Raw genomic sequence first — 24,058 nt, forward strand, 5'->3', positions numbered from 1 at the left:
GCGTTACCGGCGCGGCTCGACATGCCACCGCGGCCGATTGAGCGGCTGCGCCGGACCATGCAGACGCCGGCGCCCTGGGATGCTCCCGCATGACGGTGCGCGCGCCCGAGCCGCTTGGCGCGCAGCACGAGCTGGAGGCCTTCCCTTCGGGAGTCGAGAGTCTGGACCACTGGCTGAAGCACCGCGTGCTGAAAAATCCGGAAAGCGGGGCCTCCCGGACCTTTGTCGCCTGCGACGGCCAGCGGGTGCTGGCGTACTACGCGCTCGCGTCGGGCGCCGTGGCCCTGGATGACGCGCCGGGGCATTTTCGCCGCAATATCCCGGACCTCATTCCTGTGGTGGTGCTGGGTCGCCTCGCGGAAGACCGCTCACTGCAGGGCGGGAGCCCGGTCGGGCCCTGATACGTGATGCTGGTCAGCGCGTCGTGCAGGCGGTCAGCACGATCGGCATTCGCGGCCTGATCGTGCATGCACTGTCAACGGACGCACGGACCTTTTATATGAGCGGGTCGGGTTCGAGCCATCGCCGCTCGATCCGATGATGTTGATGGTTACGCTGTCCAACCTGCAGGCCGCGCTTTGACCATCGCGAACCGCTCGCAGCTGCGCCGCAGCACCCTCAACGCACCTGAACGCGGATTCCGCTGCACTGCGTGCGTTCGTGCGGCGCGTGCCGATAGTCGATCGCACGCCTGTATTACGACGCCGACACTGCGTCGCGTGCGGCGAGACCCGAGATGACGGAGCGCCATTGCTTGCGCACGATTCCTTACCTCCCAGTCTGACTCCCGATAGGTATTGCTAGTCCAGTTCCGCCCAGCCAAGGATCACTTTCAGCTGGTCGTAGGCATTCGCGATGCGCTTGTGTAGCGTTTCGAGCTCATCGCCATGGGACGCGGATACGGCGATCGCATGCGCAATCTGTCGCATGCGCACCAGCGCATCGCGACATTCTGCTATGTGTGTGACTGTCGCTTCGAGCTCGCCTGCCCAGGTAGCGTGAATCACATCTTCTGCCCCGTCGAAGACTTTCAACTGCGAACTGAAGCGTGCCGAGGCGGCCGCCTGAGCGGAGTCGTCTGCCGTGTCCGAACCGCTTTCGGGCGGATTGCGCCAGATGCGGCCCAATCCGGCCACATCACAGAGAATGGCCCAACTGGCATACGGAATGGGGGCGTCGCCTCCCGTGTATCGCCGGATCGTGCGCGATCCGGCGGAACCCAGCCCCAGCAGCTGAGCAGCCGCGGCGCCGCTCAGCTTTCCCAGGCGCAGTACTTCGCGCACCTCGTTGGCCTCTGGGCGGACCCAGAAGTCATGGGCTGGGCGCAGACACGCCGGCCGGATAGTGGTCCGTTCGTTCATCTATCAAATTTCCCGTTGTCGGTTGATGCGATTGCACTCCAGCCCCCACGGCTTCGCCGTGGGGGATTCACGCGCCCACCGGGCGCTTGACGACCCCGACCGGCGGTCCACCGGTGCCGGAACCGGATCGTCCCGCCGCGATCCGCGGCGCGCCGGCGCGCACCCCATGCCTGCCGGCGCGGGCCCTAGGCGCCTCGATCCGGGCGCGCGGCGCGCGCGATATGCCCGTGATTATCCCGATTCCGGCCTGCAGGAGGGAGGGTCCGCGCGGGCACCCGGTGCTGCCCGCCTACGACGCATCATGCGCGATCGGGCGGCCCGCGAAGACCGCCCCGGATTTCAGGCCTTGCCGTCACGGCGATAGCTTGCGCTGCACAGCGCCAAGCGAATCGCGGCCGTCTGTTTGGGCTTGCACCTGGCGACATCGAACCCAGGCACGGGCTCGTCGACGATCCGTCCGTACATGTCAACGTCAGACGCGGTTTAGCATAGAGCGCGCCGTCTACGCCGGGTGATTGCCTAGCACACAGTAGTGGATCACCTGGTCAATCCCGGTAATGGTCAAGACGCTAGTCATGTCAGCCTCACCGGCCCGCGCAATTGTTGCGCGGGCGAGGTGGTCAGTCAGGGATCCGCACCTCATACAGCCCGTTGTGAATAATCGTCACGTCGGAGCAGGACATACGTGCAATCTCGCAGGTGAAGTCAAACGGTCCGCAAAAGGGCATGATTTCAGGAATGGAGTGGTCGCCGACCGAGGTATCCAGCACATCGCCGCTGACCCGTTCTGGACACGTTTCTTGACGGTCGTCATTGCAGGTGGCCCCGGTCTTCGATGGGCATCGCAACCGGCGCGGAGGGCGGCAGCCGCTCGAAGGTGGCGAGCGCTGAACGTGCAATCGCGCGAAGCTCCTCAAGGTGCATGTCAATGGCGTTGGTGTCGAGGTCGAGCATGTCGGCGATGCGCTTCAGTGCGTCGGCGGAATGCGCGGCAGCGTCAGCCGACAACGCCATGCGGTATAGTTCGCCGCGCACGATGCTTCGGTCTCCATATTGCCAGACAGCCAGTAGCGGCAGCAGCGCGGCGAGCCACGTGGGACGGGTGTTGAGCGTATCCATTTGATATCCCCATGTCAGGGAAGAGGCCGGCCCGCAGGCCAGGCATCCCGGTTAGCCGCGCATGCGGCGCAGTTCGTCAGCAAGTACCCACAGGGCGCGGTTAAGTTTGACGTTCTGATCGATGCCGGTGACGGCGCGTGTGGTCGTGGGCCGCCCATTCGCGTTGCGGCCATGCAGACCGCCGCGAATCATGTTTTCCTGGACGCGCGAGAAAGTACTCCAGAGATCCGGTGCGCGATCCTCTACGCGACGTGGCGCGAGTAGTTGACGTTCGGTGACCGGCGCGGGCTTGCCCTCGTCGTACCGTAGCGCGAGCGCCGCACGGGCGAAGGCCGTCTGCTCGCCCTCATCAAGTACCGAAGCCATCATGCCCTCGCGCTGTTCTGCAGCGGCCTCGAAGCTGTCGAGCATCCTGAACGCGCCTTCGATGACCTCGCCGACCACGTCGCCCTTGTGCGGCACGCGGATATCGGCGATGGTGTCGCCGCACACCATGCCGTTCTGACAGACGAACCTGAAGCAGCCCCCCACTAATTGACAGCTTGAGGTCCCGTTGTGCGCATTGAGCAGCACGATTTCGTTGGCTTCTTTGCCGTTGATCTGCTCGGCATGCCTTAGCCGGAGCATGTGCCTTGTGTAATCGCGCATTCCCTCGTTGCGCACGCGTGTCTGGCAAACCATGAAGGGCTGAAAGCCTTCCTTGCGCAAGGCGTCGAGCACATCAATGGTCGAGATGTAGCTGTAGCGCGCGGAGCGGCTTTCATGTGCGGCCTGCGCAAGGATGGACGGCGCGACCTGCGCAATCTCGTCATTCGATAGTGGGCGGTCCGAACGCAGGGCGAGGGCGTTACGGCTAAAGCGGCTGGCAAGCGTATTCATGCTGTTCCCCCAATGAAAGGAGCAGCCCCGACCCCGCGGGCCGGGGCCGGTGGATCAGTCGATTGCGCGGAGAATATTGGCGGCCTCCACGTGCTGCGTGGCGAACACGCGCAACTGGTGATAGCGGTCGGCGATGGCATCGTCGAGCGTTCTTTCCGCGAGGTGGCAGAGGGCGAACAGGGTCACGGTGATGCCGAAGGCGTCCGCGCCCATCATGTCGCTGTAGCCGTTCAGGTGCCGGCGCACATGCACGCGCGCCGAGTCAGCCGGGGCCATGTAGAAGCCGCCATTGGACAGCGTGAAGAAGTGCCACAGGCCGCCCTGGTAGCTGCGGCACAGGCGGGCCGCCCAGTCGTACAGCAGTGATTCACCGGCCAGGTAGTGGCAGCCGAGAAAGCGCGGCAGGACGTTCAGGCGCAGTTCATCGGGGACGACGGCAGACGCAATAGGGGTTTCAGCTTCAGTGGTCATCGGAGATCTCCGGGTAGACACCCGAGGCGGGCTGCCTGGGTTATCTGAGTACCATTGTAGGGCACTACGCCCTATATAACAAGGAAAATCGGTTGTCATGTAGGGGTATATGCCCTAGCGTGTCGGTGCGGCCGGGCATCCCGCTCGGGCCGCTAACCGGAGGAAACTCTGATGCAAACTGTCTCTGAACATAAGGTTGTGCGCACAACTATTAAATACGCGCCCTATTCGCGGTTGATCCTCTCTCCCCTGAACGCAAGAAAGCGCCGACCGGGATCGAGGTGCTCGCCGAAACGATTGCAGGGCCTGGGCTGATGCAGAACCTCCTTGTGCACGAGATCAAAGGGCGCGGGAAATTGCCGAAACTTAGCGTGTGCGCGGGGCAGCGGCGGCTCGCCGCGCTCGATCTGCTGTTTTCCCAGGGCCGTATTACGACGGACTACCAGGTGCCGATGCTGGTCGTGAGCGACGGCGAAGCTTTGCAGACGGCTCACCGCGCACCGGACGGCTGCGGTGCAGGCGGAACTGATGACGCGGTCCAACGTGGCGCTCGCAGTGCTGATGGTCCGAATGGTCCCAGTCGTGTTCGAGGAAGTCTATTTGCGGCAGTTCGCGGAGCATGCAATCCGGATCGACATACACACGTAACGCGATGCGCTGGTGTCGAACGCCGACGACATGGCGGAGAGCGTCGCCTGGAAGGTGAGCCTGCAGAAGCCGTCGGTCCTTCACCCCGGCGGCTCTTTGCTGTGGGAGTGGGAGAAAAGAGGTACGGGACCGCACGCCGGGTTGACCGGGCTCCTCTGCAATGCTTGTTGGCCTGTGTGCACAAGTATGCGTGTTGCGCGCGCCGCGCGCCCGTATCGAGGGCCACGACGACCCATGCAGGATGCATGGAGAGAGGCCCGACTCGGCGCAACGCGGCAGTGCGGTACGGCTCAGCGCCTGGGTGATCTGCCGTATTTGCGTGCTATTTCATCGAGTCTAGTGCTGGAAAGCAGCGGCTGGTCGTATTGCTGCGCTTCGAGCTTGATCAACTGCATGCGCGACAGGTGCGGGTTTTCGGCAGCGAGTTCATCGAGCGTCCTGATACCCGCGCGAGGCGAGCAAGTGGAAGACGTGGAGGCGTGCGACGCGGGTGCTACCTGCCTGACAGGGGCGGCGGGCGCAGGGGTGGGTGCGGGCGATGCAGGACGGCTGAACGGCGCATGTGTGCGGTTTGGTGCACATCGGCCGAGGCGCTTGCGGATGCGGTGCAGGGCGTTGTCGAAAACGGGGAGACTCATGGTGAGGCCGCGCTTTTGCAAACGTGCGTGGAGTTCGCGCCTGGAGACGCCGCGCGCCATGGCGGCATCGATCTGGTCGATCAGACCGGCAAGCTGCGCGGTTTCGGAGCGGGTGGTGCTGGTTGCGGGCGCATCGAGCAGGTCTTCGACAACGGCGGCGAGGTCGGTCAGCGGCATGGCGAGGTCTGCGAATAGTCAACGCTGACTGATGGTGCTACAAAAGCGCTAAATAGTCAAAAATGCGTGGTGAGTAAAGCTTTAGTTATGCGAATTGATGCTTGAAACGTGCAATATCGATGCTACAGTGTTTGCCATGCAGTGTCGGTGCGAGGCACGTCGGATATGTTTACGGATCGCTACGCGCTTCGTAAAATATCTCGTGCCAAAGGGGCAAGGCCCCTTTGCAACCCCGACGCGGGCCACGGCACCGCGTCAATCGCGCCAACGAGTCTGTCGGCAACATTCAGCACTGCCTGGTATGCAATACGAATAGGAGGCGCTTTCCTATGATTCCGACCAGCGAGTGGGTGATCCAGCGTGTGATGAAGCCGAGCGGCTTCGCGTGCAACATGCGGTGGCAGTATCTGCCGTGGGCGGGTTATACACATCCCATGACGGGCGATCAGGCGATGCGCGCGTTATGCGAATGCGGAGCGCACTGGCCGACGTATGAGTTCCGCGCGCATCCGATTGACGGCGACATGACTCGATTCGATCTGCCAGGGCAGTCGGCAGACTGGACGCATCCCGTGGGGCTCTGATCATGCCACGCAAAAAGAGCAACGATGGAGCAGGGCTCGGCAAACCGATTGCGTTTCGCTTGTCGGATGCGGATCGTGCGGTCTATCTTGAGAAGGTGAACCGGAGCGGGCTGACGCAGTCGGAATTTTTCCGGCAGGCGGTGCTCACTAACCGGACGCAGGTGATCGCACGACCGGTGGCCAGTGCGGACCGTAAGCGCCTGCTCTATATCTTCAACAAGACGAGCAACAATCTGAACCAGATCGCGCATCGCGCGAACTCGGAACACCTGAGCGGTGATCTGTCAGAAGCGACCTACGAGCAGCTGCTCACGCAACTGCAGATGATCTCGCGCTATCTGAAAAACACGCTCGAGAAAGTGGACTGACCGGATACGGATACAGGTACGGAAACAAGCGGACATGGACATCGATCGCATAGGTCAACCAATCGTCGTCACGCCGACGACGCCACTGTGCGTCGAGCGACATAGCGAGGCCATGCGACCGTCACCCATCGTGCATGAATACTGCTGCTTCGCATTTCGCGATCGTCGTTCTGATGTGCGCCACAGTGAGGGTGAGCGATGCTGATCCGGGTTCGCGGTTATCACGACGGCATCAAGGCCTATCTTGAAGACGGCCAGAAGCAGGACCGTGATTTCGAGCGCGACGAGATGGATGAGCGCGTGATCCTCGCAGGGGATCTGACGCTAACAAACGACATCATCCAGTCGATGGATACGACAGCCGAGCGCTATATCAACGTGACGCTTTCGTTCAAGGAGGACGAGGTTTCACGTGAGGTACTCGCGGACATCGTGCGGGAGTTTGAAGCCTTCGCCTTTGTTGCTTACCGGCCCGACGAATACAACTTCTATGCGGAAGCGCATGTTCCACGGCTCAAGAGCTACGCTGACCGGCGCAGTGGCGAGCTGGTTGAACGCAAGGTACATCTTCATGTCGTGATCCCTGAAGTGAACCTGCTGACCGGGCATCGGCTGGAGCCGTTCGGCAAGGTCGACCGGCATCACCGGTTCCTCGAAGCATTCCAGGAACATATCAACGCGAAATACGGACTGGCGAGTCCGAAAGATAACCGCCGTGTGCAGTTCACCGATGCGTCGGAAATGATCAGCCGGTACAAGGGCGACGTATTCGAGCCGATGAACCGCGAGCTGAAGGCCACGATCCTCGAGGCGCTGATGTCGCGTGACATCACCCGTTATGAAGATTTCCGGGCGATGCTCAACGAGTTCGGCGCAACACGCACCCGCAACGCGGGTCGCGACGGTGAGTACGAAAACGTCAAGCCGCCCGGTGCGGCGAAGGGCGTCAATCTCAGGGAATTCGTGTTTTCGCGCGAATTCATCGAACTCGGTTCTGACGGCAAGCGTGACGCGCTCGACCGGAACGTGCATGCCGAGTACATCGAACCGGGCGTACCGCGTGCGACGCAGCAGCACTATCTCGATGCGCTGTATGAGTGGACTGACACGCGCGCACGGGAGATCAAGTATCTCAATAGCGGTAGCAGCTTCTACAAGACGTATCAGGCCGCGTCGCCGACTGAGCAGCGGCGCATTCTCGAGCATCGCGAACAGCGGTTCTATGACGCAGCAGGAGGACTTGATGAGCGGACAGGACGAAGCAGTGGTGGACCAGGAGACTGGCGAGATTGGGAGCGGCGGTGGCAACACGGGCGGGACCCGCAGTGGCGCGGGCCGCTCGCGGAACACGAACGCAGGGACCCGTGGCGAAAGTGGAGAAGGGGAGCGGATCACGACCTTGACGCTCGCCTCGATCGACCCGGCCCGTCGTCCCGATCCGCACACGGTATGCGAGGTGTGCCCGGCCGCGGTGTGGATGGCGACGCCGCGCGACGTCAAATGCTTCTGCCGGCTGATGCACTACTGGAGTTGGGAAACCACCAAGCCGACCGAATTGACGAATTGCGATGGACTGGCGATCGCGAGCGAGCGGGAAGAGGCCGGTTAGCCCCAGGCAATCCGTCGCTGCTCGACGTAATCACCGCGCGCATGTACGGCGTGTGGGACACGGCGGACGATGCGGGTCGGGCGCAGCTGACGGCAACGGCCGCTGACAAATTCATGCGGGCCGGTGGACCGTTTGACGATCGCGGACAACCGGGTGAGCCGTTCGGGCTGAATCCTGCCTTCGGCGGTGGACAGGTGCCGAAGGATTTCGGTCCGAACGACTCCATCCGCCATCTCACGGATGTCCCATCACTGGATGCGGTCGGGTCGCTTCCCTTTGATCTAGCAGCGCGCGAGGTCAATGAGATCGCCGCCACCTTCAACTCGCGCGCGAGGCCATCGACCGGCCGGAAAGCCGATACCGTTCGCGACCAGTTTGCACGGGACCTCGTGGAGTCGCGCAGTACCCGAAGCGAGCGCACGAAGTTTGCGGAGATCCGGGCGACACTTGATGCGAGCCGGTTGCTCGCCGCACTGGCGCATTCGCATGGGCTGATCGTTGACAAGTACAGCATCGGCAAGGGCGCCGACGGAGGTGACCGTATCCGCGCCGGTGCACGCAATCTGAACGTGTCCGACTTCCTGACCAAAGAGATGAGTCTCTCCTGGGCGGAGGCCGCACAACTGTTACGCGGCACGTATCGTGCGCAGACCGGACGCAGCCCCGGGCATGCGCCGCGTCATACGCCTGAGCGTGACCTGTGGGTTGAATTCCAGCAGTGGCGTACCGCGTATCGCGACGGGCTGCGCCGCGCGTGGGATGAGCAGACCCAGCGCGAGAAGAACCAGCGTGGTGCGATCAAGGCAGTCTTCTACAAGGCTCGCAGCACCTTGACGGATCGCAGGGATCTGTCTGCACTCGAGCGGCGAGATCAACTGTCAGCCGCACGCGTGACGCGCCTTGAGTCCGAGGCTGCGCTACGCGATCGTATCGCAAAGGAACGTGACGCGCTCAAAGGTGCAGGGCGGCAACCAGTCACCGACCAGTACCGGGATTTTCTGCAGGAGCGCGCGCAGGCTGGTGACACACGGGCGCTACGTGAACTGCGACGCATGCAGCAGGTCCTCCAGCTGCTCCGGCGTGCGGACGACGAAAACATTCTGACCTTCAATGGACCCTTGCCCGGTCCAGGGCCAAGGCCTCACGCTGACCACAACGAACTGATCTACCACGGACCGTCAATCACGTACGAGGTGCGGCCGACCGGTGAGGTTGACTACCACAAGGATGGCGCGGCGTTCCTCGTCGACGAGGGGCGCACGTTGCGGTTATGGGATAGCGAACGCGAAGCAATCGAGATCGCGCTGCGTTTCGCGCAGCAGAAGTTCGGCGCCACGCTATCGCTGTCCGGTCCCGAGGCTTTCCAGGCGGCAGCGGCACGGGTGGCCGCTGACACCCGCATGCGTATCGTGTTTGAACAGCCGGAGCTGGAGCACATCCGCCAGATCCGACTTGCCGAGCTCGATGCCGAAGCAGATGAACGCCGGGCGGGGCAGCGCGAGCGCGACGCCTGGGAGCGTGACGAGCTACGCAAGACAGTACGTGAAACGCAACTACCTGTCGGTCGCGATCCGCCCACCCCAAATGGGGACACCCAGCTGCCTAATGATCCCGATGTGTCCGATCCCGGTTCCGCTAGCGGTCCCACTACCGGTCAGGAGAGCGGGCCCGCCAGCGGACCCGACGTCGAACAATGAACCATCCACCCAAGAGGAATCGAATGCCCCGGCTTGCAACCGTGAACCGCGAACGTGCTGTGACTGTCGTCGAAGAGATCATTTTCAGCGGTACGCCGTCGCAGGTCGTGAATCTGCCTGCGTATCTCAAAGGCGTCGTTGGCGCGATCATCGTATTCGCCGCCTTTCTGTACGCGGCAACCCGTTGGCCCGTGCCGTGGTATGCGCTCCTGATTGCGTTGGTGGTCATAGCGGCGAGTGTCGTGCTCGCGTACCTGCGAACGCCTGCACGGAAATCATCATCGACGCCGCGCGAATTACCTGCCGTCAGGGCATTTTCAGCCGGCGGGTCGAGAGCCTTGAGCTCTTCCGCATCCAGGATGTGACGTCGCTGCATCCGTGGTGGCAGCGACCGTTCGGGATCGGCATCGTGATCGCGCTGACCAGCGACTCGAACAACCCGCACTGGCGTTTGCCAGGGATGCGTGATGCGGAGCAGTTACGCGATAGCCTGAACCGTGCGGCGATCGCGCTGCGCGACGCGAAAGGCATTCGGGAATTCAACATGGGCCGGATCCAGGTGGACGACTTCTGCGCTATCGTTGCAGCAATCAGATGACCTGTCGCTGGAGCGGGAATGTTACCGACACTGGAAATCAATGAAGGTCCGGGAAAGAAGCCCCGTGTGCTCGTTCTCGAGGTCATGGATCGCAACAAAACGGATCGTCGCGTGATCGCCCGATTGCTCGTCGAGCGCGAGACGCGATATGAGCGCTACGCGGACGGGTAGCTGGATACGGCGCACATCGAGCTCTCATACCGCATGATCGGCGTACCCGTCGCGCCGGCGAGCGGGCAGGGTGAGCTCAGGGGCTGCTATTCTGCCGTGCATAATCGCGTTTCCGTGACAGCATCGTTAGAAGCACTGCTGGTTCCTGCTCGGGGATCCCGTCAAGGATGACGGCGTCTATGAGAAGGGCGACGGGACGACGGGCGGCACATCAGTTGAAACTATCCACCCATGCGCGCGCCCATCTGAGCCCGGCCAGCTCTGCCTCGTCTTCCGTGCCGAACTCGCCGAGTACACCCGAAGCTTCAACGACCTTGTTGTCCAGCGTGATCGTGCCGCTGGCAGCGTAGCGTTCGCGCTGTGAACTTTCCTTCTGCTGGAGGATGGCATGTCCCCAGAGCGTGTAGCCCTTGTGTTTTTCGCTTCGCATCAGCGTTCGACCTCAGCCCGTGCGCGACGTCCATCGACGCGAAGCACATTGCCCTCAGGTGTCATCTGGCGCGGAATTTCTTCATACCGCGGCTCATGAGCGCGGTGCTCGACGGCCGTGACGGATGCTTTCGGGCCTGGCGCCGCCGCGACGACCCGGTGACGCAACCCGTGGTGCGCAATGCGGACACCCGCGCGTCGATGCTTCGGCGTCTTGTAGATGGATTGTCGCGACTGCATTGCACTGTGCGCTTCGGGTGGATTCCATACTTCAACGTAGCGCGCGCCGGCAAACGCGGGCGATCCCATTGCCAGAAAGAACAGGCCGTACCTGATTGTCTTCGTCATCCGCCTGTTCTCCTGGAGAGGTGCGATGTGACATGCCGGTTTCGAATACTGAGCGACACAGTCTGACGCCGATATGCTCGCGTCACGCTCTCGATCGATGAATATTCGAGGCGCGGATACTACCTGCGCGAGCAGTACATTTTCGCATGTGAATGCAAGCCTGCATTTGCCGGCGCGATAGAATTATTTCGCTAGAATGACTGCAGTGACACTTGCATTGATACACGAAATGAGTTCAAAGCGACGCGGGACCAGTGCTTCCGGATCCCGGAAGCACCTCACGAAGGCAATGTTATTGCCGATGGCAGAGGCGTCTGTGCGCGAACAGTCACTGTCTTCTCATCTTGCTCTCGTCGCCTGCAGGGATGGTCACGGGAACCGGCATCTGTTTAACGAACTGATGAGGACCGTATATATGGCGTGGTTTCTTCAGCAGGAAGGTTACGGGAAGGAACCCGTCGGGAGCTTCAAGACAGCGGAATATGCTGTGGAGGCTGCGCTGGAACTAGCGCACGTGTCGGATGAATGGGTGCTCGCGGAGGATACTGTTTCTGTTTTCGAGCGCCTCCTCGCGCTACACGATTCGCAACTCGCGAGCGCACCGCTCCACAAGGTCATTCACGCGGAGAAACGTCTCAGGCAGTTTCTTGCAGGAACCGCGAGTTCGCCTGTTCCTGAGAACGACCCGGCAGATATGTCGTAGCACACCCTGTCAGTCCCGGTGGTGCTGAATACCCAGATGCACTGCGGAGCGTGGCGATCACGTTGCGTTGAAAAGATCGAGCTGGCGAGGATCGACGGTTGCCTGAGCTACTGTGGGTTGCGTTGCAATTGGCGTCGATGCGCTCGGCCTTGTTTCGATCCGGAAGAATTCAGGACTAACGCCGGCGTTTTTCGCGGCGAGCAGCCAGTCGGGCATGTCGCCGACCCCGTTCCACTCATGTCCCCGTGCATCGCGGTATAGAGGCGGGTGCGCCTCGTCGTGCTTAATCGAAGCGGCCAATGCTTCGATCGAGATACCAAATTCTTCCATGCGACGGCGGATCCAGATGATCAGGCGATCCCTGGCTTCACCGTCGGCGATTTTAATTCCTTTCATGAGATCAGTTGCGGAGTGTGATGGCCCAAAGTATATCCGCACCGACCGAGGTCGTTCCGCTGCCCCGCATCGTGCCGTGACTTCTCGACGCCTGAACGTACGCCACATATGGGTTCGACTTCTGCTCGATGTGGATGGTCAGTGTCCGCCAAGCGACATCGACTCTAAATAAGAAAACTTATCTTAATAATGTCATCGAGACACACATTTTCGGAAAAAACGTGAGCTCGCCGTATAGCGGCTGACGCGTCGGCAGCTCATCTCGCCACCGCGCCGCTTACGCTTTGAAACAGAGCGTTGGCTGCATAGGCGAATAACGGGGCGTAGCGGCGCATGGAATACCTGTAGGTTTGTGTCAGCTCTGACCTTTCCCCTCGGAAGTGACCTTAGCAAGGACTCGACCTGCACAACGATCCTCCTGCCGGAGGCCAAGGCTGTGCGGTATAGTGACCTCAAACGCGACATGCCGCATTGGCCAGCGTGGTTTGAGACGTTGCTACGCCCGATGAATAGCGGACGGGAGTTTGGAGTTGCCAACGCCCGTTTGCGCTCGTCAGCCTCGATCCAAGTGCATGACGCGAATCTCGGCACCGCTCACACACTACTGCGCCTCAAGCAGGACGAGCAGCGCGCGCTTCTTCGCCTCGGATAACTGGAGAGCCTTATTGATAATATCAACATCAATTTTCGATTGCGAAGCGGAGGCAGGCAGCCCTGCGGAGAAGTACCGCTCGCCTTCGCCCGTAATCAACCAGTGCAGGTTGACGGCATGCTTCTTGGCGAGCATTGTCAGCCGGGAGATGTCCGGCAACACCTTTCCGGCACGCACAGCATGCATCGTCGACGAGTTCTTATAGTTGAGGGCCCGCGAAGCGGCAGACATCGACAGGTCCAGTTCATCCATCACAGCGACGAGTCGCTTGGAGACAGCTTGTGACACAGTCGGGGATCGTTGCGTACGTGGCATATTGGTGATAATATCAAAATATGGGTAGAGCCGACAAGTTCAAAGACACGCTGGGTCAACACATGACCCCGGAGCCAGTGGCCAAGCTCATCGCTAGCGAGCTGCGTGGGCCCATCACTTCGGCCGTGGATCTGGCGGTGGGCGACGGCGCCCTGTTGCTGGCCATCGCGCGCCGATGGCGGCAGGCCAGCCTGCACGGCATTGACTGCGACGAGTTGCGGATCATCCGCGCCAAGGCCGCCGACGGCCGCCTGCGCCTTCGTCTCGGCGATGGACTATCGACGCGCTTCCCCGCACTCCGACAGGTGCCGCGCCGGCGGATAGCTGTCGTCGGCAACCCTCCGTTCCTGTCGACTAGGGCCACGAACGAGAATCGCGCGTGGCTCGATGCCGCCTTCGTAGGCGTGGAGTCGCGGCACGGCGTCCGGCGCTTGGAGATGGCATTCCTCGCCAGAGCCTTGGTCGAGGCGCGCAAGCGTCAAGGCCTGGTCGCCATGCTGATGCCGTCGCCGTTCGCGTCGGGCGTGCTCTACGGCCCGTACCGCCGCGCGCTGCTGGCCCAGTACGGCGTCGTCAAGGTCATCTCTATCGAAGGCACGCGGTTTCGCGACACCGAGGCATCAACGGTGCTGCTGATCATCGACACGGCCTTGAGCTCGACGACGAACGTCGAGATCAGCCGCTACAGCCCCATGGAAGGCAAGACCGTTCTTCACAGCGGGTCCGTCGCCGATGATGACCGGTTGGATGCGCGGTACTGGAGCGCCGCGGGGTTGCGCCTCACCGGCGCTCCGACGCTTGGCGAATGCGGCGTGGACGTGACGCGTGGCCGCTATTGCAAGGCGGATGCCAACCGCATGAAGCGTGCGGTACTGCACACGACGGACCTGTGCCGCGTGTCGGGCCCGAGCATCGAGCTGCATCCGCTGTCGGTCGATGACTTCGACGACGCGGATGTGCTGGCCGAGGCGGGTGACATCCTCTTGAGCCGAACGGGCACGCGCGTGCGCTGGGAGCCCGTGGAGGTCAAACGAGGGGTCGCCCCCATCACCGACCATGTGCTACGCATTCGCGCTCCAGAGTCGGTTCGACGGCAGGTGATCGAGTCATTCATGCACCCTGCGTTCCCCGCCTGGCTGGCCAGCGTGACCAAGGGTGTCTGCGTCTCGGTCGTCACCAAGCAGGAACTGCTGAAGATGCCTTTGTTCGCGGCTTCCACCGGCCTAGGCTAGAGCGCCAGCGCTGCGCCGGAGACCCGCCCGCGCCTCCATCGTTCTGCCCCAGAAGTAACTTTGCATGAGTTCACGATGTTCTATGATCGAATCTGCTCGGACAGCAGGCGATCATGGGACGTAAGGGAATCGAGGTCGTGGTGAGAACCCAATGGCTTCCGAATTTACTGCTTGAAGAACACGAGGACGTCGCCGACCATGTCTGCCGACGCGATCATCAAAGCAATCCGGGCTGTCGAGCTTTAGCGCTGCCCGCTGTGCTAGGCTAGTCCGTTGGGGGTGGGCAAGAACATCCCACGTTGCTCGGGGAGGAGCATGGAAAGAGACGAGCGGCTCTTCATTGACGGCACCAAGGCGCGTGTGCAAAAGCTGATCCGTTGTGGAGCCTGGGAGGGCATGGACCATGGACGCTTCGAAAGTTGGTTCAACCAGTTCGTGGCCCGGCAAAAGGAGCTGCTCGGTGCGTGCCTGCTGGACAACTTCATCTTTAGGGGCAAGGGACAAGTCGAAGCGTTGCTGAAGGCGGCTTTGTGCAGCCCGGCCATGCTGACCCCGGCAGCCAAATGGGACGGCGAGGTCGTCGAGGCCCTGAGCAGACGGCACGTCGACCCTGGGATCCGGTTTGCGCCGGTCATTCGGCTGGACCAACCGCCGACGAAGTCGGGCACTTACGTGCTGCGTCGCCTAGCCAAGTCGCTGCGAATCCAAGATAAGTGGATGCTGTGGCCGCAGTCCTTGGCAGAGATGCCCAACAGTGTCCACACTGTGGTGCTGGTGGATGACTTTTGCGGTAGCGGCAAGCAGTTCTCCGACTTTGTCACACTGACCGGCTTTGAAGAGGTCATGCGCGCACGGCCCGAATGCCGGATCGTGTACCTCACGATCGCTGCACACTCGTGTGGCATCAAGAAGGTCCAGGATGAGTTTTCCCGAGTCGAATTCATCGCCGGTGAGATCCTTACGCCGCAGCACGGCTTTTTTGGCGGTGAGCGCCTGGCACGGATCAAGCTGAACGGGATCGAGGAGCGACTCAAGGCGGACTACGACGCCATCGCCAAAGAGGTCAGCCTCGGAGGGAAGAATATCGGCCCGTACGGTTTCGAGGAGCAGGGGCTGACCTACGCCTTCGACCATGGAACCCCCAACAACACCCTACCGATCTACTGGTACGCCAGTGAAGATTGGACCCCGTTGGTGAATCGATGAACAAACTTGCTGCCGCGCAGGCATTCGCGAAGAACCGCTCCGAGGAGGGGGAACTCGATCTCTGGGGCGAGTTCGTAGTGCCGCTGTATTTTGACAAACTGTCGCTGGACGAAATCCGTAAGCCCATCGTTTTTGAAGGCGGCCGCGGGTGCGGAAAGACGACCCTGTTACGATATCTGTCCCACGCGACCCAGTTGAGTCCCAAGCGGAAAATCACCAAAGACACGCTTCCAAAGCAGCTTGGTCTATATCTGCGAGCTGATACGCGATACCTCCGCGCTTTCCAGGGGGATGCACTAGAAGAAGGGGATTGGCAGAAAGCTTTTGAACATGACTTGTGCCTGATCATTGTCGGCGAGCTGCTGTCCACGCTCAAAGCGCTGACCCTGCCAAATCGCATTGCCGAGTTCAACGAGGTCCAGCATGTCAAGCTGACGAGCTTTACCGACTTTATCGGCGATGCGCCGGTAGAGCCGTCAGCGCTGCTTGCTCATGTGAAGCGGATGCGCAATCAGTTGGCCATGTGGCTGAACAACCCCGAGGACGAAGCCAAGCCGAGGTTTCTCCCACTTAAGCAAGTCATCCTTGCATTCATCGATGACATTCGCGTGCAGGTGCCGCAATTAGGTAGCACCGTATTCTTTGTTTTTCTGGACGAATACGAAAATCTGCTGCCCTATCAGATGCGGATCATTAACACGTATCTGAAGCATTCGGGAGATCCGCTTGTATTTCACGTCGCCACCAAGAGAAACGGCATGGCGACACGGGAGACCTTGAGTGAAGAACGGATTCAACAGAGCCACGACTTCAATGTTTTTGACGTGGAAGCCCACTTGGAAGCGGACTTCCAGCTCTTCGCGGCCGAGTTGTTCTGTTTCAGGCTGCGTAAGAAGGGCTTCAAGGTTGGCCCCGATGCAATCTCGACGGAGTTGCTGTGCTCGCCGTCCGACCTAGCTCAGCGTCGAGAGGATGAGGACTACAGGCGCGCCACCGTGGACGCGGCGCGTCGTATCCTGCCAAGCAGAAGAGGCGTCGAAGCCGCTCGATCTGTTCTCAAGGAAGGCGGACTTCGGAACAAGCTCAAACAACAGTTAGATGAGGTCTTGGGCCGAGCGGAAGACTCTTTGAGGGCCGACTTGTTCCTGCGCGATGACGTGCCGATCGAATCCGTCTGCACGGGCGCCTTGCTGCATCAAGGTAAGGACCCAAAGATGGTGCTGATCGAACAGGAGAAGGCCGCGTTGGGCGAGGCGTCGAAGTTCAAAACTGCCGACTGGTCACATACCTATTTCCAAGGCTGTCTGTACTACCTGTATCTACCGCAGCAAAAGCCTTGCATCCTTTATGCAGGTTTTGATTCTTTCCTTAGTATTTCTAGGGAAAATGCTCGCCATTTTCTTGAACTTTGCCACTTGGCGATGCTAGATGTCGAGCTGACGGCGGAGGGAGATATCATGCCCATCGAGCCCGAGCTGCAGGCTGCAGCAGCGCGGGCGGCCAGCGCGGTTTTTATGAAGGAGACCCAAGGCTCAGGTCAATATGGCAACCGGCTATTCCACGTGGTCAACACGCTGGGCCAAATTTTCAGGCTATCACATGCGAGGCCGTCGCAAAGTGAAGCAGAGCGAACGCATTTCTCGGTTTCCAGCGGAGAACTGAGTGAGGAGGCCAGCACGATATTGTCCGAGTGCATTAAATGGTCGGTACTCTTCGAGGTAAAGGAGACCAAGGTTAAAGACACCAAGCTCTCCTATGCAGATTTCGTACTGAATCCCATTTTTGCACCTCACTTCGGAATCTCGTACAACAAAGGCAGAAAGCTCGACATCAAGGCTGACGACGCCACGCGGCTACTGGTTGGCAGTCGCGACGAGATGAATATGCTCGTCAAGGGCTATCAGAAGACCTGGAAGCTCGATGAGGGCGAGCAGCTTTCCCTTTTTGATCAAGGCAAAGCGTGAGAGTCAGAACCTACTCTTCGACGGACGAGCAGCACCAGTTTGGCGAGTTCCGCTGGGACCTCGCCTTCGTCGGCGCTGACCTCGACGAGCGTTCCAGGGTGGCCATCGCGTTGGTCAACTCGGCCGCCAAGGAGTCGCACCAGGCTGAGTTCACCGTCGAGCAGCCCCACCGACTGCGGGTGGGCGCCCACCTGCTGGGTCCAAAAGAATTGGCCAAGCTGGTTGGCAAGGCTCGTTCGCTGGTTTTGGAGACCACCACGCTGGGCATGGTCGAGGTGCTGCAGTTCTTGCGCGCTGCACGGGACGCCAACCTAGACAGCGTCGACTGTTTGTACGTCGAACCCAAGGACTACGAGAAAGACACCTTCCTGGAATCCTCCTGGTCGCGCGACTTTTCCCTCAGCGACAGTCACCGCGTGGCGGGCGTGCCACCTTTCTTGCCGATGCAGGCGCAGTTGGCCGATCGCAACGTGCGCCTGGTGGCCATGCTCGGCTACGAGTCCTCACGGCTGGCAGGCATCTTCGAGCAAGACCCCGAGATGGCGGCCTGGCGGAAGTTTGCGGTGGTGGGCGTTCCTGGGTACTCGCCCGGGTGGGAGCAGAATGCGCTGGCGAACAACGTGGACACGCTGGATGCACATCAGTTCCACCCGGTTCGCTACTGCTCGGCGTCTAGCGTCAGCGGTGCCTACGACCTGCTGACGCAGATCCATGCCGAAGGGCACGACGAGAACCCGCACACCACGGTCGCTCCGCTCGGCACCAAGCCGCACGGCATCGCGGCTGCCATGTTCCTAGTCGACCATTCCAGCTATCAGCAGGCCAGCTTGCTCTACGACCACCCCATCCGCGTCAAGGGCCGCTCATCGAAGGTGCGCCGCTGGCATCTCTACCGGATTGACCTGACCCACAAGCCCTAGTCTAGCAGGCTGCTGAAGTAGTGGGCTCAACTAGGTATCGCTGCCAAAATGACCAGGAAGGTGGCGCCATACACAGTATCGCGAGCGAAATCGTGGTCTCCTCTGCCGACCGATATGGAGATTTAATCGTCCTTCCGTGGCGTTCAGGCGGTCAACGAACCGCTGACGACCTGCGTTCGTGTGGGCCGACGACGCGATGCCCGTTGCGTTGGATACAATTCGCACCTCGCATTTTATGCAACGGAAGCGCTCCCAAATCTCAACAATCTGCATCCCCTTGAAAATGAACCGCGTTTGCTTATCCTGCTTCGCCGACGAAGACAAAAAGTGCGGTGACGTTCACGTCGATAGGGTCGTGGGGCGTTTGCTCGGCCAACTGCAGAAGATGCAGATTGGGCCGCTTGAGGCAATCTCCCGCAGTGTCGACGCCGTGTCGGCCGCTGGAGAGTCGTATCCAGAAAATGTCCGCCCGGCGCTTCTGGAGATGAGCCGGAATGGATGGTATCTCGACCCCGCCATGCCAATGAGCCTTCCTCGGCGGTTCACATTAGCGATGGAGGCTGGCGACGCGGCCCAAGCCGAGCAAAGTATGGTTGACCATTTTGAGCGGCGCACCGGCGGCATTCTTTCTGAATTGGTTGGGCGACATCCGGCGAGAGGCGTAGTACGCAATATAACTGTCAACACCCCGATGTAGCAGTGGCGCGGGAAGGATCGAGCGCGTTGTCACTTTTATATACCTTTGGATCGCAATAAAAGCGTCAATTCGCGTAGGGAGCGTTAAAAACCATGGGGTTTCAGAGGAGGGCGCCTAGGATTTGGGCAGTCATGGCCACCGGAGGTGGAAGCGCTGTCTCAGTGACCGATTTCGAGAAATGCGACACACCGTTCAGGGTCGCTTGCTGGCCTCACAACGGAAGCAAAACTGCCATTCGATCTAGTCGCTGGCAGACGTCAGCAAAGCTCATCATAGCCGCCGTTGGCGGATGGTCGCGCCAGCGGCTGCTTTGGCCGAAGCTGTCCAGTTCGCCTTGCAGAGGGGGCGGCAGGTTGAACGCCCGCATTTGACATAAAAACCGCTGGCGGGCAACATGACGTGACGGAGAACACCAGACAGATAACAGGCAAACGTCGAGCCGCTGGCGCCTGTTGAACGTGGACGGCTCCAACGTCCCCCGCAAAAGGTGTCGTTCCCGGCGTCCGTGGCTGCATCATCGGGTGTTGGTGCAAATTCGTGAGTCACGGTGACGGCGATTTCCCATCTCACTGGGGCCTCATGCAACCCGGCGTCAATCCAGACGAACTGGCGCTGACGACGGATCGGTCGATCGACGCCGCCAGTGACTTACAACAGGACCGCTTGCTGTAAAAGTTCCAGGGCTTTCAATTCGTCCAGTCGACCCGTGCGTGCCTTACCCGCCAGCGTCTTGATCAATGCTTCTGCTATCGGTGCAATGCCGTGGAGATTGTCCAGGCTGGTCACGATAGTGAAGGGGAGTGGAGCCGGACTTTGCTGCGGATGCGCGGAGACGGGCAACGATTCAGGCAGCGACCCGGAGGGTGCAGCTATGGCGGCCGGGACCGCTTCATCATTTTCGTCCAATGAACGGCTGGCAAGGTCGTCGGGGGAATCATTGACATCAGCTCGCGGGCTGACGACGATCGCCACCCTGTCTTCCGCGGCGTCCGCCGAAACAGGTGCGGGGCTTTCCGATGCATCGAGGGCGGTCGCACGCTCGCGCCTCGTGCGCACCTTCCCGTCGACGAGTTTCCCTTGTACGCCATCGTTCGTTGCTGGCGCAGGCGACTCATGTTGTTGAGCGGATGCGCGACCGCGCGGAGCAGGCGCAAGCATACGCGACACTGACTCTGGAATCTCGGCTTCCGTGCGTGGACTGTCTAACCAGCCAACTGGCAATCCCAGGCGCTTCGTGAACCGGTTTGTTTCGACACTGTCCATGCGCTTCTTGCCATGTAGCCGATCGGCGATGTTGAAGCCACTCATCTCCATGACCACGGCGAGTCTGACTTTCGATCCGTTGCGACTGGTGAGAAGGCGAAGGTTAGCGCGTCGGATGTTCTCCACATGTGCGCTGTCGCTTAATGCCAGCGGTTGCTGTTGCGGCGTTTCAGGAGACGTTTTGTCTTTCGAATGCGCAGCTTTGAGCGGCGCACGAGGTTTAGGCTGTTCAGGCATGTCGCTTCGACGATTCTTGACGGCTGTCGGCGAACCGCCGGCTACTTTCTTTGGCATTTGCGCTTCCTCGGACAAACTATCTTCAGGTACCGACTGGTTGACAGTCTCGGCAGGAGCCGGCTCAAGTGCTTCGGGCTCTGCGTCGATTCCTTCGTCGATCTGGACGAAGTCGAGCGGGGACTTCAGACGGGCGATGATCTCGTCCGCGAGCGCAGGATTGGGCTGGTCAAAAAAGCCATGCGGTAATCCAAGCGTGGTTTCCATGTGAAAGGCGGTCTCAGGAGTGAACCTCTCGCCTTTCATCAGTTCGGCCACGCGCGCCATGTTCGATTCGAGTGCGATGGCGATATTCTCTGCGCCTACCGCGTCGACCAGAAACTGAAACGATCGCGTTTTGAAGATGGAGGCAGTCTGGGCGGAGTCTCGGGGAGGCGTCTTCACATACGGAGGTCCCGGCCGTTGGGGCGGAGGTTTTTTCTCGTGGTGAGGTTGACGCTGGCCGTTGCGCCGGGATCCCGCATATCGCCCGCGGGCTTGACTCATATAGTAGGACTCCATGCGACGTTGATTCTGGCCGTGATTATAGATGAGACGATGTCGGCATTTAACGCCGTCCTCATGCTGTCACATTTCCGGATTACTCATAAGTCAGGAATTTTGCGGACAGATGGCCTATGCTTGAGCGATAGCTATTGAGAGCGTCGCCCATGAAACGAGATGGCCGGAGCCTGGCTCACAACACGCTCGAAGAGATGCGTATTCTTGCAGTTCAGCGTATGGCTGAAGGCGAGCATCCAAATGATGTCGCCGCGTCGTTTGGAATGCATCGCTCGTGGGCGTACAAGATCAGGGCGCAGGCGCGAGGCCGTGGTCGTGGTGTGCGAGCGCTGCGATCGACCAAGGGCACAGGTCGACCACGTACGCTTACTCCGACGCAGGAGCAGCGGGTAATGCGCTGGGTTAATGGCAAGAATCCAATGCAATACGGGTTTGATTTTGGCTTGTGGACTCGCAACCTGGTTCGTGAACTGGTACGACAGAAATTCGACGTCACGCTGAGCCTGGCTTCGATCGGTGCGATGCTCGCGCGTCTGAACCTGACGCCGCAAAAGCCGTTGCAGCGTGCTTATCAGCGTGACCCGGAAGCTATCGAGCGTTGGCTGCGAGACACCTATCCGAGCATTGCCAGGCAGGCTCGTGAGCAGAAGGCGGATATCTTTTTCTGGGACGAATCGGGTTTCCGTGCCGATTCGGTACATGGCAGGGCGTGGGCGCCGCGCGGTGAGACGCCGGTGGTCGAGCGGCCCGGCGAACGGCAAAGCATGAGCGCCGCGTCCGCTGTCAATTCGAAGGGGGCTTTCTGGTTTGCGACGTATGATGGGGCGCTTATCGGCGAGTTGTTCGTGGGACTGCTCAAGAAGTTGATGTTTAATCGGAAAAAAGCGGTTCATTTGATCGTCGACGGATTGCCAGCCCATAAGAAAGCCGTTGTTAAGGACTATGTCGCTAGTACGCAGGGCAAGTTGACTTTGCATTTCCTGCCCGGTTATGCACCGGACCTCAATCCAGATGAACTGGTGTGGAGTCACGTCAAGCGGACCGGCGTCGCGCGACGCCCGCTTCAAAAAGGTGAAAAGTTGGGCTCAAAAATTCACGAGCAACTTTCACAAATCAGGCGCGATCCGAGCCTTGTTCGATCCTTTTTTAGGCATCAATCTGTCCGCTATATTTCTGACGTATGAGTAAGCTCTCCGCCTTCGGTAGTCAGCCCACGGTTGTGGGCGTCATGCAGCGCCCGTCACCGTACAACCTGATGACCGGCGTCTCGCTCTTTGCATCAGGAGCATCCCGTGTTGAGTGCCCACGAATTCGCAACATTGATGCTGGTCAAGGACTCCGCCGATCACATCGCTGATCGGGAAGAACCTGGTGCGTTGCTTGAACGCCAGCTTGTCGCATTGGAGCGACAAGCTGGCGGAGCAGTACGCCCTCGCATCACGGAGGACGGGGAGTCTCTTCTCCGTAGCCTTGCGTTTATCAATTGATGGAAATATTCGTCGTGTGCCGCCTGAAATCTGCCAACTGCACGACTTGCGGTCGGTGGGAACTCAACGCAGCGCTTCCAGGCGGCGTTGGCAAATTTTGTCATCTCCACCGCGTCGATAGCTCTGCATGGCCTTCGTGCGGTCCGGGATGAATCCGTTGTCGTCCGCACCCCACAGGCCTTCCCAGAAAAGCCCGAGATTGTGTGCCGCGGCCTTGTGTCCCAGTTCAATGGCCTGCTCGTAGAGTGATCGCGCACGGCTCACATCAACCAGCATTCCCCGCCCGAGCCGTGCGCTATCAGCCAGTGCGGCAGCAGCCATGCCGCGCAGACGACTGTCCGCGGTTTCATCTTTCATCACGTCGTCAAGAATCGCGTTCCCGGTCTCAAAGTCCGCCTCACCTCCTGTGGGCGTGACCAAAGAAATGGCGAGGGCCACTCGCCATGCTGGATGGCGGTTGGCACCAATGCGCCCGAGCAACCAGCGGCCCAGATAAGCCGCGCCTTCCAGCGTACTGGTGAGAAGCGCGTTTACGATTACGGCGACCGACTCGGGAGACACGAATCCGGTCTTGTTTGCGGCGAGCACATGCCTGCAAAATTTTTCAACATCGAGGGCAGGGTCGGCCCGACGCAACTGATGCCATTCACGCTCAATTGTCCCAACCCAGCTTTCCATTTGCATGGTGAGCAATCCGTTGGTGAAGAATGCACCTGATTCTAGCTCACCTTTTGCGGCTCCCCAAACGTAATTTGTGTGTTGTCAGCGCGTTCAACTCCGGGGTCGCCGGAAACACCACGGTCGCCGCAGCGTGATGCAGCGAAGCAGGACACGGTGCGGGGCAGGCGAGGGGAGCGGCCAGCCCGTCGCCCTGGACGCCGCTCGGCTGCGCGGCGCGCGGGCGCCGCTGGTCCGTGACCTGCTGACCGCGTGGCGGCAAGCGGCCCACTTTCTACCGCTCGCCTGAGCCATGCAGTGACCATTCGAACGGCTGGTCCACTCCGAAACCCGCCGGATGCTCAAGGCGCACTTGTCTTTAGGTTTGTTCGACGCCTGCCCATGTCCGCAGGCTCGCAAGCGCGCGTCAGCGCATGCGGGCAGGCGTTGGACAAACCAGAAGGGAGGAAACCGCGGAGTGCTCCGATGTGGTCGAAGTGGCGAAGGCTATGGTGATTGATGGCCCGCAATGTTCAGGGACGTTGCCCGATGAGTGGTCGAACTGTCTGGCAGATGGTCCGTGATGCGGTGACGAAGCGGTGCAGTCGCGTAAATGGACGGGCGAAGCAGATGTGTGGGAGTCTGTACGAAGTGACAGGCGCAAACGTGCACTC

Annotated in this window: 25 protein-coding genes; 13 read left to right on the forward strand and 12 right to left on the reverse strand. The window is 60.4% G+C overall.

The features are described from left to right. Window positions 1-89 precede the first annotated feature (89 nt). Window positions 90-401, forward strand: coding sequence for a hypothetical protein (locus tag GCT13_RS49730; protein ID WP_227747144.1), 312 nt, complete (start codon window positions 90-92; stop codon window positions 399-401). A gap of 399 nt (window positions 402-800) precedes the next feature. Here the strand turns inward: GCT13_RS49730 and GCT13_RS51375 are convergent, their stop codons facing one another. The 6 genes from GCT13_RS51375 to GCT13_RS34035 all read right to left on the reverse strand — a co-directional run bounded on the left by GCT13_RS51375 (window position 801) and on the right by GCT13_RS34035 (window position 5,293). Continuing rightward, window positions 801-1,361 carry a hypothetical protein gene (locus GCT13_RS51375; RefSeq protein ID WP_407670901.1) on the reverse strand — a complete coding sequence of 187 codons (561 nt, stop codon included), beginning with the start codon at window positions 1,359-1,361 and terminating at the stop codon, window positions 801-803. 810 nt (window positions 1,362-2,171) lie between these two features. After that, the gene (locus tag GCT13_RS34015) at window positions 2,172-2,480 is read right to left on the reverse strand and encodes a hypothetical protein (protein WP_087740146.1); all 309 of its coding nucleotides are present in this window, start codon (window positions 2,478-2,480) and stop codon (window positions 2,172-2,174) included. A 51-nt stretch (window positions 2,481-2,531) separates the two neighbouring features. After that, on the reverse strand, window positions 2,532-3,359 hold the full coding sequence (locus GCT13_RS34020) for a DUF932 domain-containing protein (protein WP_152765896.1): 828 nt from the start codon (window positions 3,357-3,359) through the stop codon (window positions 2,532-2,534). Between the two features lie 54 nt (window positions 3,360-3,413). Continuing rightward, window positions 3,414-3,830: an antirestriction protein gene (locus GCT13_RS34025; protein ID WP_152765898.1), complete on the reverse strand. Its 417-nt coding sequence runs from the start codon at window positions 3,828-3,830 to the stop codon at window positions 3,414-3,416. Window positions 3,831-4,054: 224 nt separating this feature from the next. Continuing rightward, window positions 4,055-4,372, reverse strand: coding sequence for a hypothetical protein (locus GCT13_RS51635; protein WP_456093726.1), 318 nt, complete (start codon window positions 4,370-4,372; stop codon window positions 4,055-4,057). 396 nt (window positions 4,373-4,768) lie between these two features. Then, window positions 4,769-5,293 (reverse strand): hypothetical protein, encoded by a 525-nt coding sequence (locus GCT13_RS34035; RefSeq protein WP_227747145.1) that lies wholly within the window; start codon window positions 5,291-5,293, stop codon window positions 4,769-4,771. 329 nt (window positions 5,294-5,622) lie between these two features. Here GCT13_RS34035 and GCT13_RS34040 point away from each other — a divergent pair, with 329 nt between their 5' ends. The 4 genes from GCT13_RS34040 (at window position 5,623) to GCT13_RS34055 (ending at window position 10,149) form a co-directional block, all read left to right on the forward strand. Next, window positions 5,623-5,877: a hypothetical protein gene (locus tag GCT13_RS34040; protein ID WP_087740125.1), complete on the forward strand. Its 255-nt coding sequence runs from the start codon at window positions 5,623-5,625 to the stop codon at window positions 5,875-5,877. Between the two features lie 2 nt (window positions 5,878-5,879). Further along, the gene (locus GCT13_RS34045) at window positions 5,880-6,245 is read left to right on the forward strand and encodes a plasmid mobilization protein (protein WP_087740126.1); all 366 of its coding nucleotides are present in this window, start codon (window positions 5,880-5,882) and stop codon (window positions 6,243-6,245) included. Between the two features lie 198 nt (window positions 6,246-6,443). After that, the gene (locus tag GCT13_RS34050) at window positions 6,444-9,551 is read left to right on the forward strand and encodes an LPD7 domain-containing protein (protein ID WP_152765900.1); all 3,108 of its coding nucleotides are present in this window, start codon (window positions 6,444-6,446) and stop codon (window positions 9,549-9,551) included. Between the two features lie 184 nt (window positions 9,552-9,735). Beyond that, entirely contained in the window at window positions 9,736-10,149 is a 414-nt protein-coding gene (locus GCT13_RS34055; RefSeq protein ID WP_227747146.1) for a PH domain-containing protein, read from the forward strand. Between the two features lie 382 nt (window positions 10,150-10,531). Here GCT13_RS34055 and GCT13_RS34060 read toward each other — a convergent pair whose 3' ends face one another. After that, a complete protein-coding gene (locus GCT13_RS34060; RefSeq protein WP_087740127.1) occupies window positions 10,532-10,750 on the reverse strand; it encodes a hypothetical protein in 219 nt (72 codons plus the stop codon). Next, on the reverse strand, window positions 10,750-11,097 hold the full coding sequence (locus GCT13_RS34065) for a hypothetical protein (RefSeq protein ID WP_227747147.1): 348 nt from the start codon (window positions 11,095-11,097) through the stop codon (window positions 10,750-10,752). The genes GCT13_RS34060 and GCT13_RS34065 overlap by 1 nt, the downstream gene beginning before the upstream one ends. 415 nt (window positions 11,098-11,512) lie before the next feature. On the opposite strand from GCT13_RS34065, the gene GCT13_RS34070 reads away from it, so the two are divergent. After that, the gene (locus GCT13_RS34070; protein WP_227747148.1) at window positions 11,513-11,800 is read left to right on the forward strand and encodes a hypothetical protein; all 288 of its coding nucleotides are present in this window, start codon (window positions 11,513-11,515) and stop codon (window positions 11,798-11,800) included. Between the two features lie 57 nt (window positions 11,801-11,857). On the opposite strand, the gene GCT13_RS34075 is transcribed toward GCT13_RS34070, so the two are convergent. Both GCT13_RS34075 and GCT13_RS34080 read right to left on the reverse strand, forming a co-directional pair. Further along, complete coding sequence (locus GCT13_RS34075) at window positions 11,858-12,196, reverse strand: H-NS family nucleoid-associated regulatory protein (protein ID WP_087740128.1); 339 nt, start codon at window positions 12,194-12,196, stop codon at window positions 11,858-11,860. A gap of 601 nt (window positions 12,197-12,797) precedes the next feature. Then, window positions 12,798-13,100, reverse strand: coding sequence for a hypothetical protein (locus GCT13_RS34080; RefSeq protein ID WP_143811210.1), 303 nt, complete (start codon window positions 13,098-13,100; stop codon window positions 12,798-12,800). Window positions 13,101-13,183: 83 nt separating this feature from the next. Between GCT13_RS34080 and GCT13_RS34085 the strand changes: the two genes are divergently transcribed. The 5 genes from GCT13_RS34085 (at window position 13,184) to GCT13_RS34105 (ending at window position 19,182) form a co-directional block, all read left to right on the forward strand. Further along, the gene (locus GCT13_RS34085) at window positions 13,184-14,395 is read left to right on the forward strand and encodes an N-6 DNA methylase (protein ID WP_143811211.1); all 1,212 of its coding nucleotides are present in this window, start codon (window positions 13,184-13,186) and stop codon (window positions 14,393-14,395) included. A 315-nt stretch (window positions 14,396-14,710) separates the two neighbouring features. Continuing rightward, window positions 14,711-15,601: a phosphoribosyltransferase-like protein gene (locus tag GCT13_RS34090; RefSeq protein WP_143811212.1), complete on the forward strand. Its 891-nt coding sequence runs from the start codon at window positions 14,711-14,713 to the stop codon at window positions 15,599-15,601. Further along, complete coding sequence (locus GCT13_RS34095) at window positions 15,598-17,565, forward strand: ORC-CDC6 family AAA ATPase (protein WP_087740132.1); 1,968 nt, start codon at window positions 15,598-15,600, stop codon at window positions 17,563-17,565. Before GCT13_RS34090 ends, GCT13_RS34095 begins: the two co-directional genes overlap by 4 nt. Further along, window positions 17,562-18,485: a hypothetical protein gene (locus GCT13_RS34100; protein ID WP_087740133.1), complete on the forward strand. Its 924-nt coding sequence runs from the start codon at window positions 17,562-17,564 to the stop codon at window positions 18,483-18,485. Before GCT13_RS34095 ends, GCT13_RS34100 begins: the two co-directional genes overlap by 4 nt. 178 nt (window positions 18,486-18,663) lie before the next feature. Next, on the forward strand, window positions 18,664-19,182 hold the full coding sequence (locus tag GCT13_RS34105) for a hypothetical protein (protein WP_143811213.1): 519 nt from the start codon (window positions 18,664-18,666) through the stop codon (window positions 19,180-19,182). A 648-nt stretch (window positions 19,183-19,830) separates the two neighbouring features. Here GCT13_RS34105 and GCT13_RS34110 read toward each other — a convergent pair. Next, entirely contained in the window at window positions 19,831-21,225 is a 1,395-nt protein-coding gene (locus tag GCT13_RS34110) for a hypothetical protein (protein ID WP_152765902.1), read from the reverse strand. Window positions 21,226-21,389: 164 nt separating this feature from the next. Between GCT13_RS34110 and GCT13_RS34115 the strand changes: the two genes are divergently transcribed. Both GCT13_RS34115 and GCT13_RS50990 read left to right on the forward strand, forming a co-directional pair. Further along, window positions 21,390-22,424: an IS630 family transposase gene (locus tag GCT13_RS34115; protein WP_152765904.1), complete on the forward strand. Its 1,035-nt coding sequence runs from the start codon at window positions 21,390-21,392 to the stop codon at window positions 22,422-22,424. A 108-nt stretch (window positions 22,425-22,532) separates the two neighbouring features. Beyond that, on the forward strand, window positions 22,533-22,727 hold the full coding sequence (locus GCT13_RS50990; RefSeq protein WP_087738172.1) for a hypothetical protein: 195 nt from the start codon (window positions 22,533-22,535) through the stop codon (window positions 22,725-22,727). Window positions 22,728-22,790: 63 nt separating this feature from the next. Here the strand turns inward: GCT13_RS50990 and GCT13_RS34125 are convergent, their stop codons facing one another. Next, entirely contained in the window at window positions 22,791-23,411 is a 621-nt protein-coding gene (locus GCT13_RS34125) for an SEL1-like repeat protein (RefSeq protein ID WP_087738173.1), read from the reverse strand. Window positions 23,412-24,058: the final 647 nt, after the last annotated feature.

This window comes from Paraburkholderia franconis (assembly GCF_009362735.1).
Lineage (GTDB): Bacteria > Pseudomonadota > Gammaproteobacteria > Burkholderiales > Burkholderiaceae > Paraburkholderia > Paraburkholderia franconis.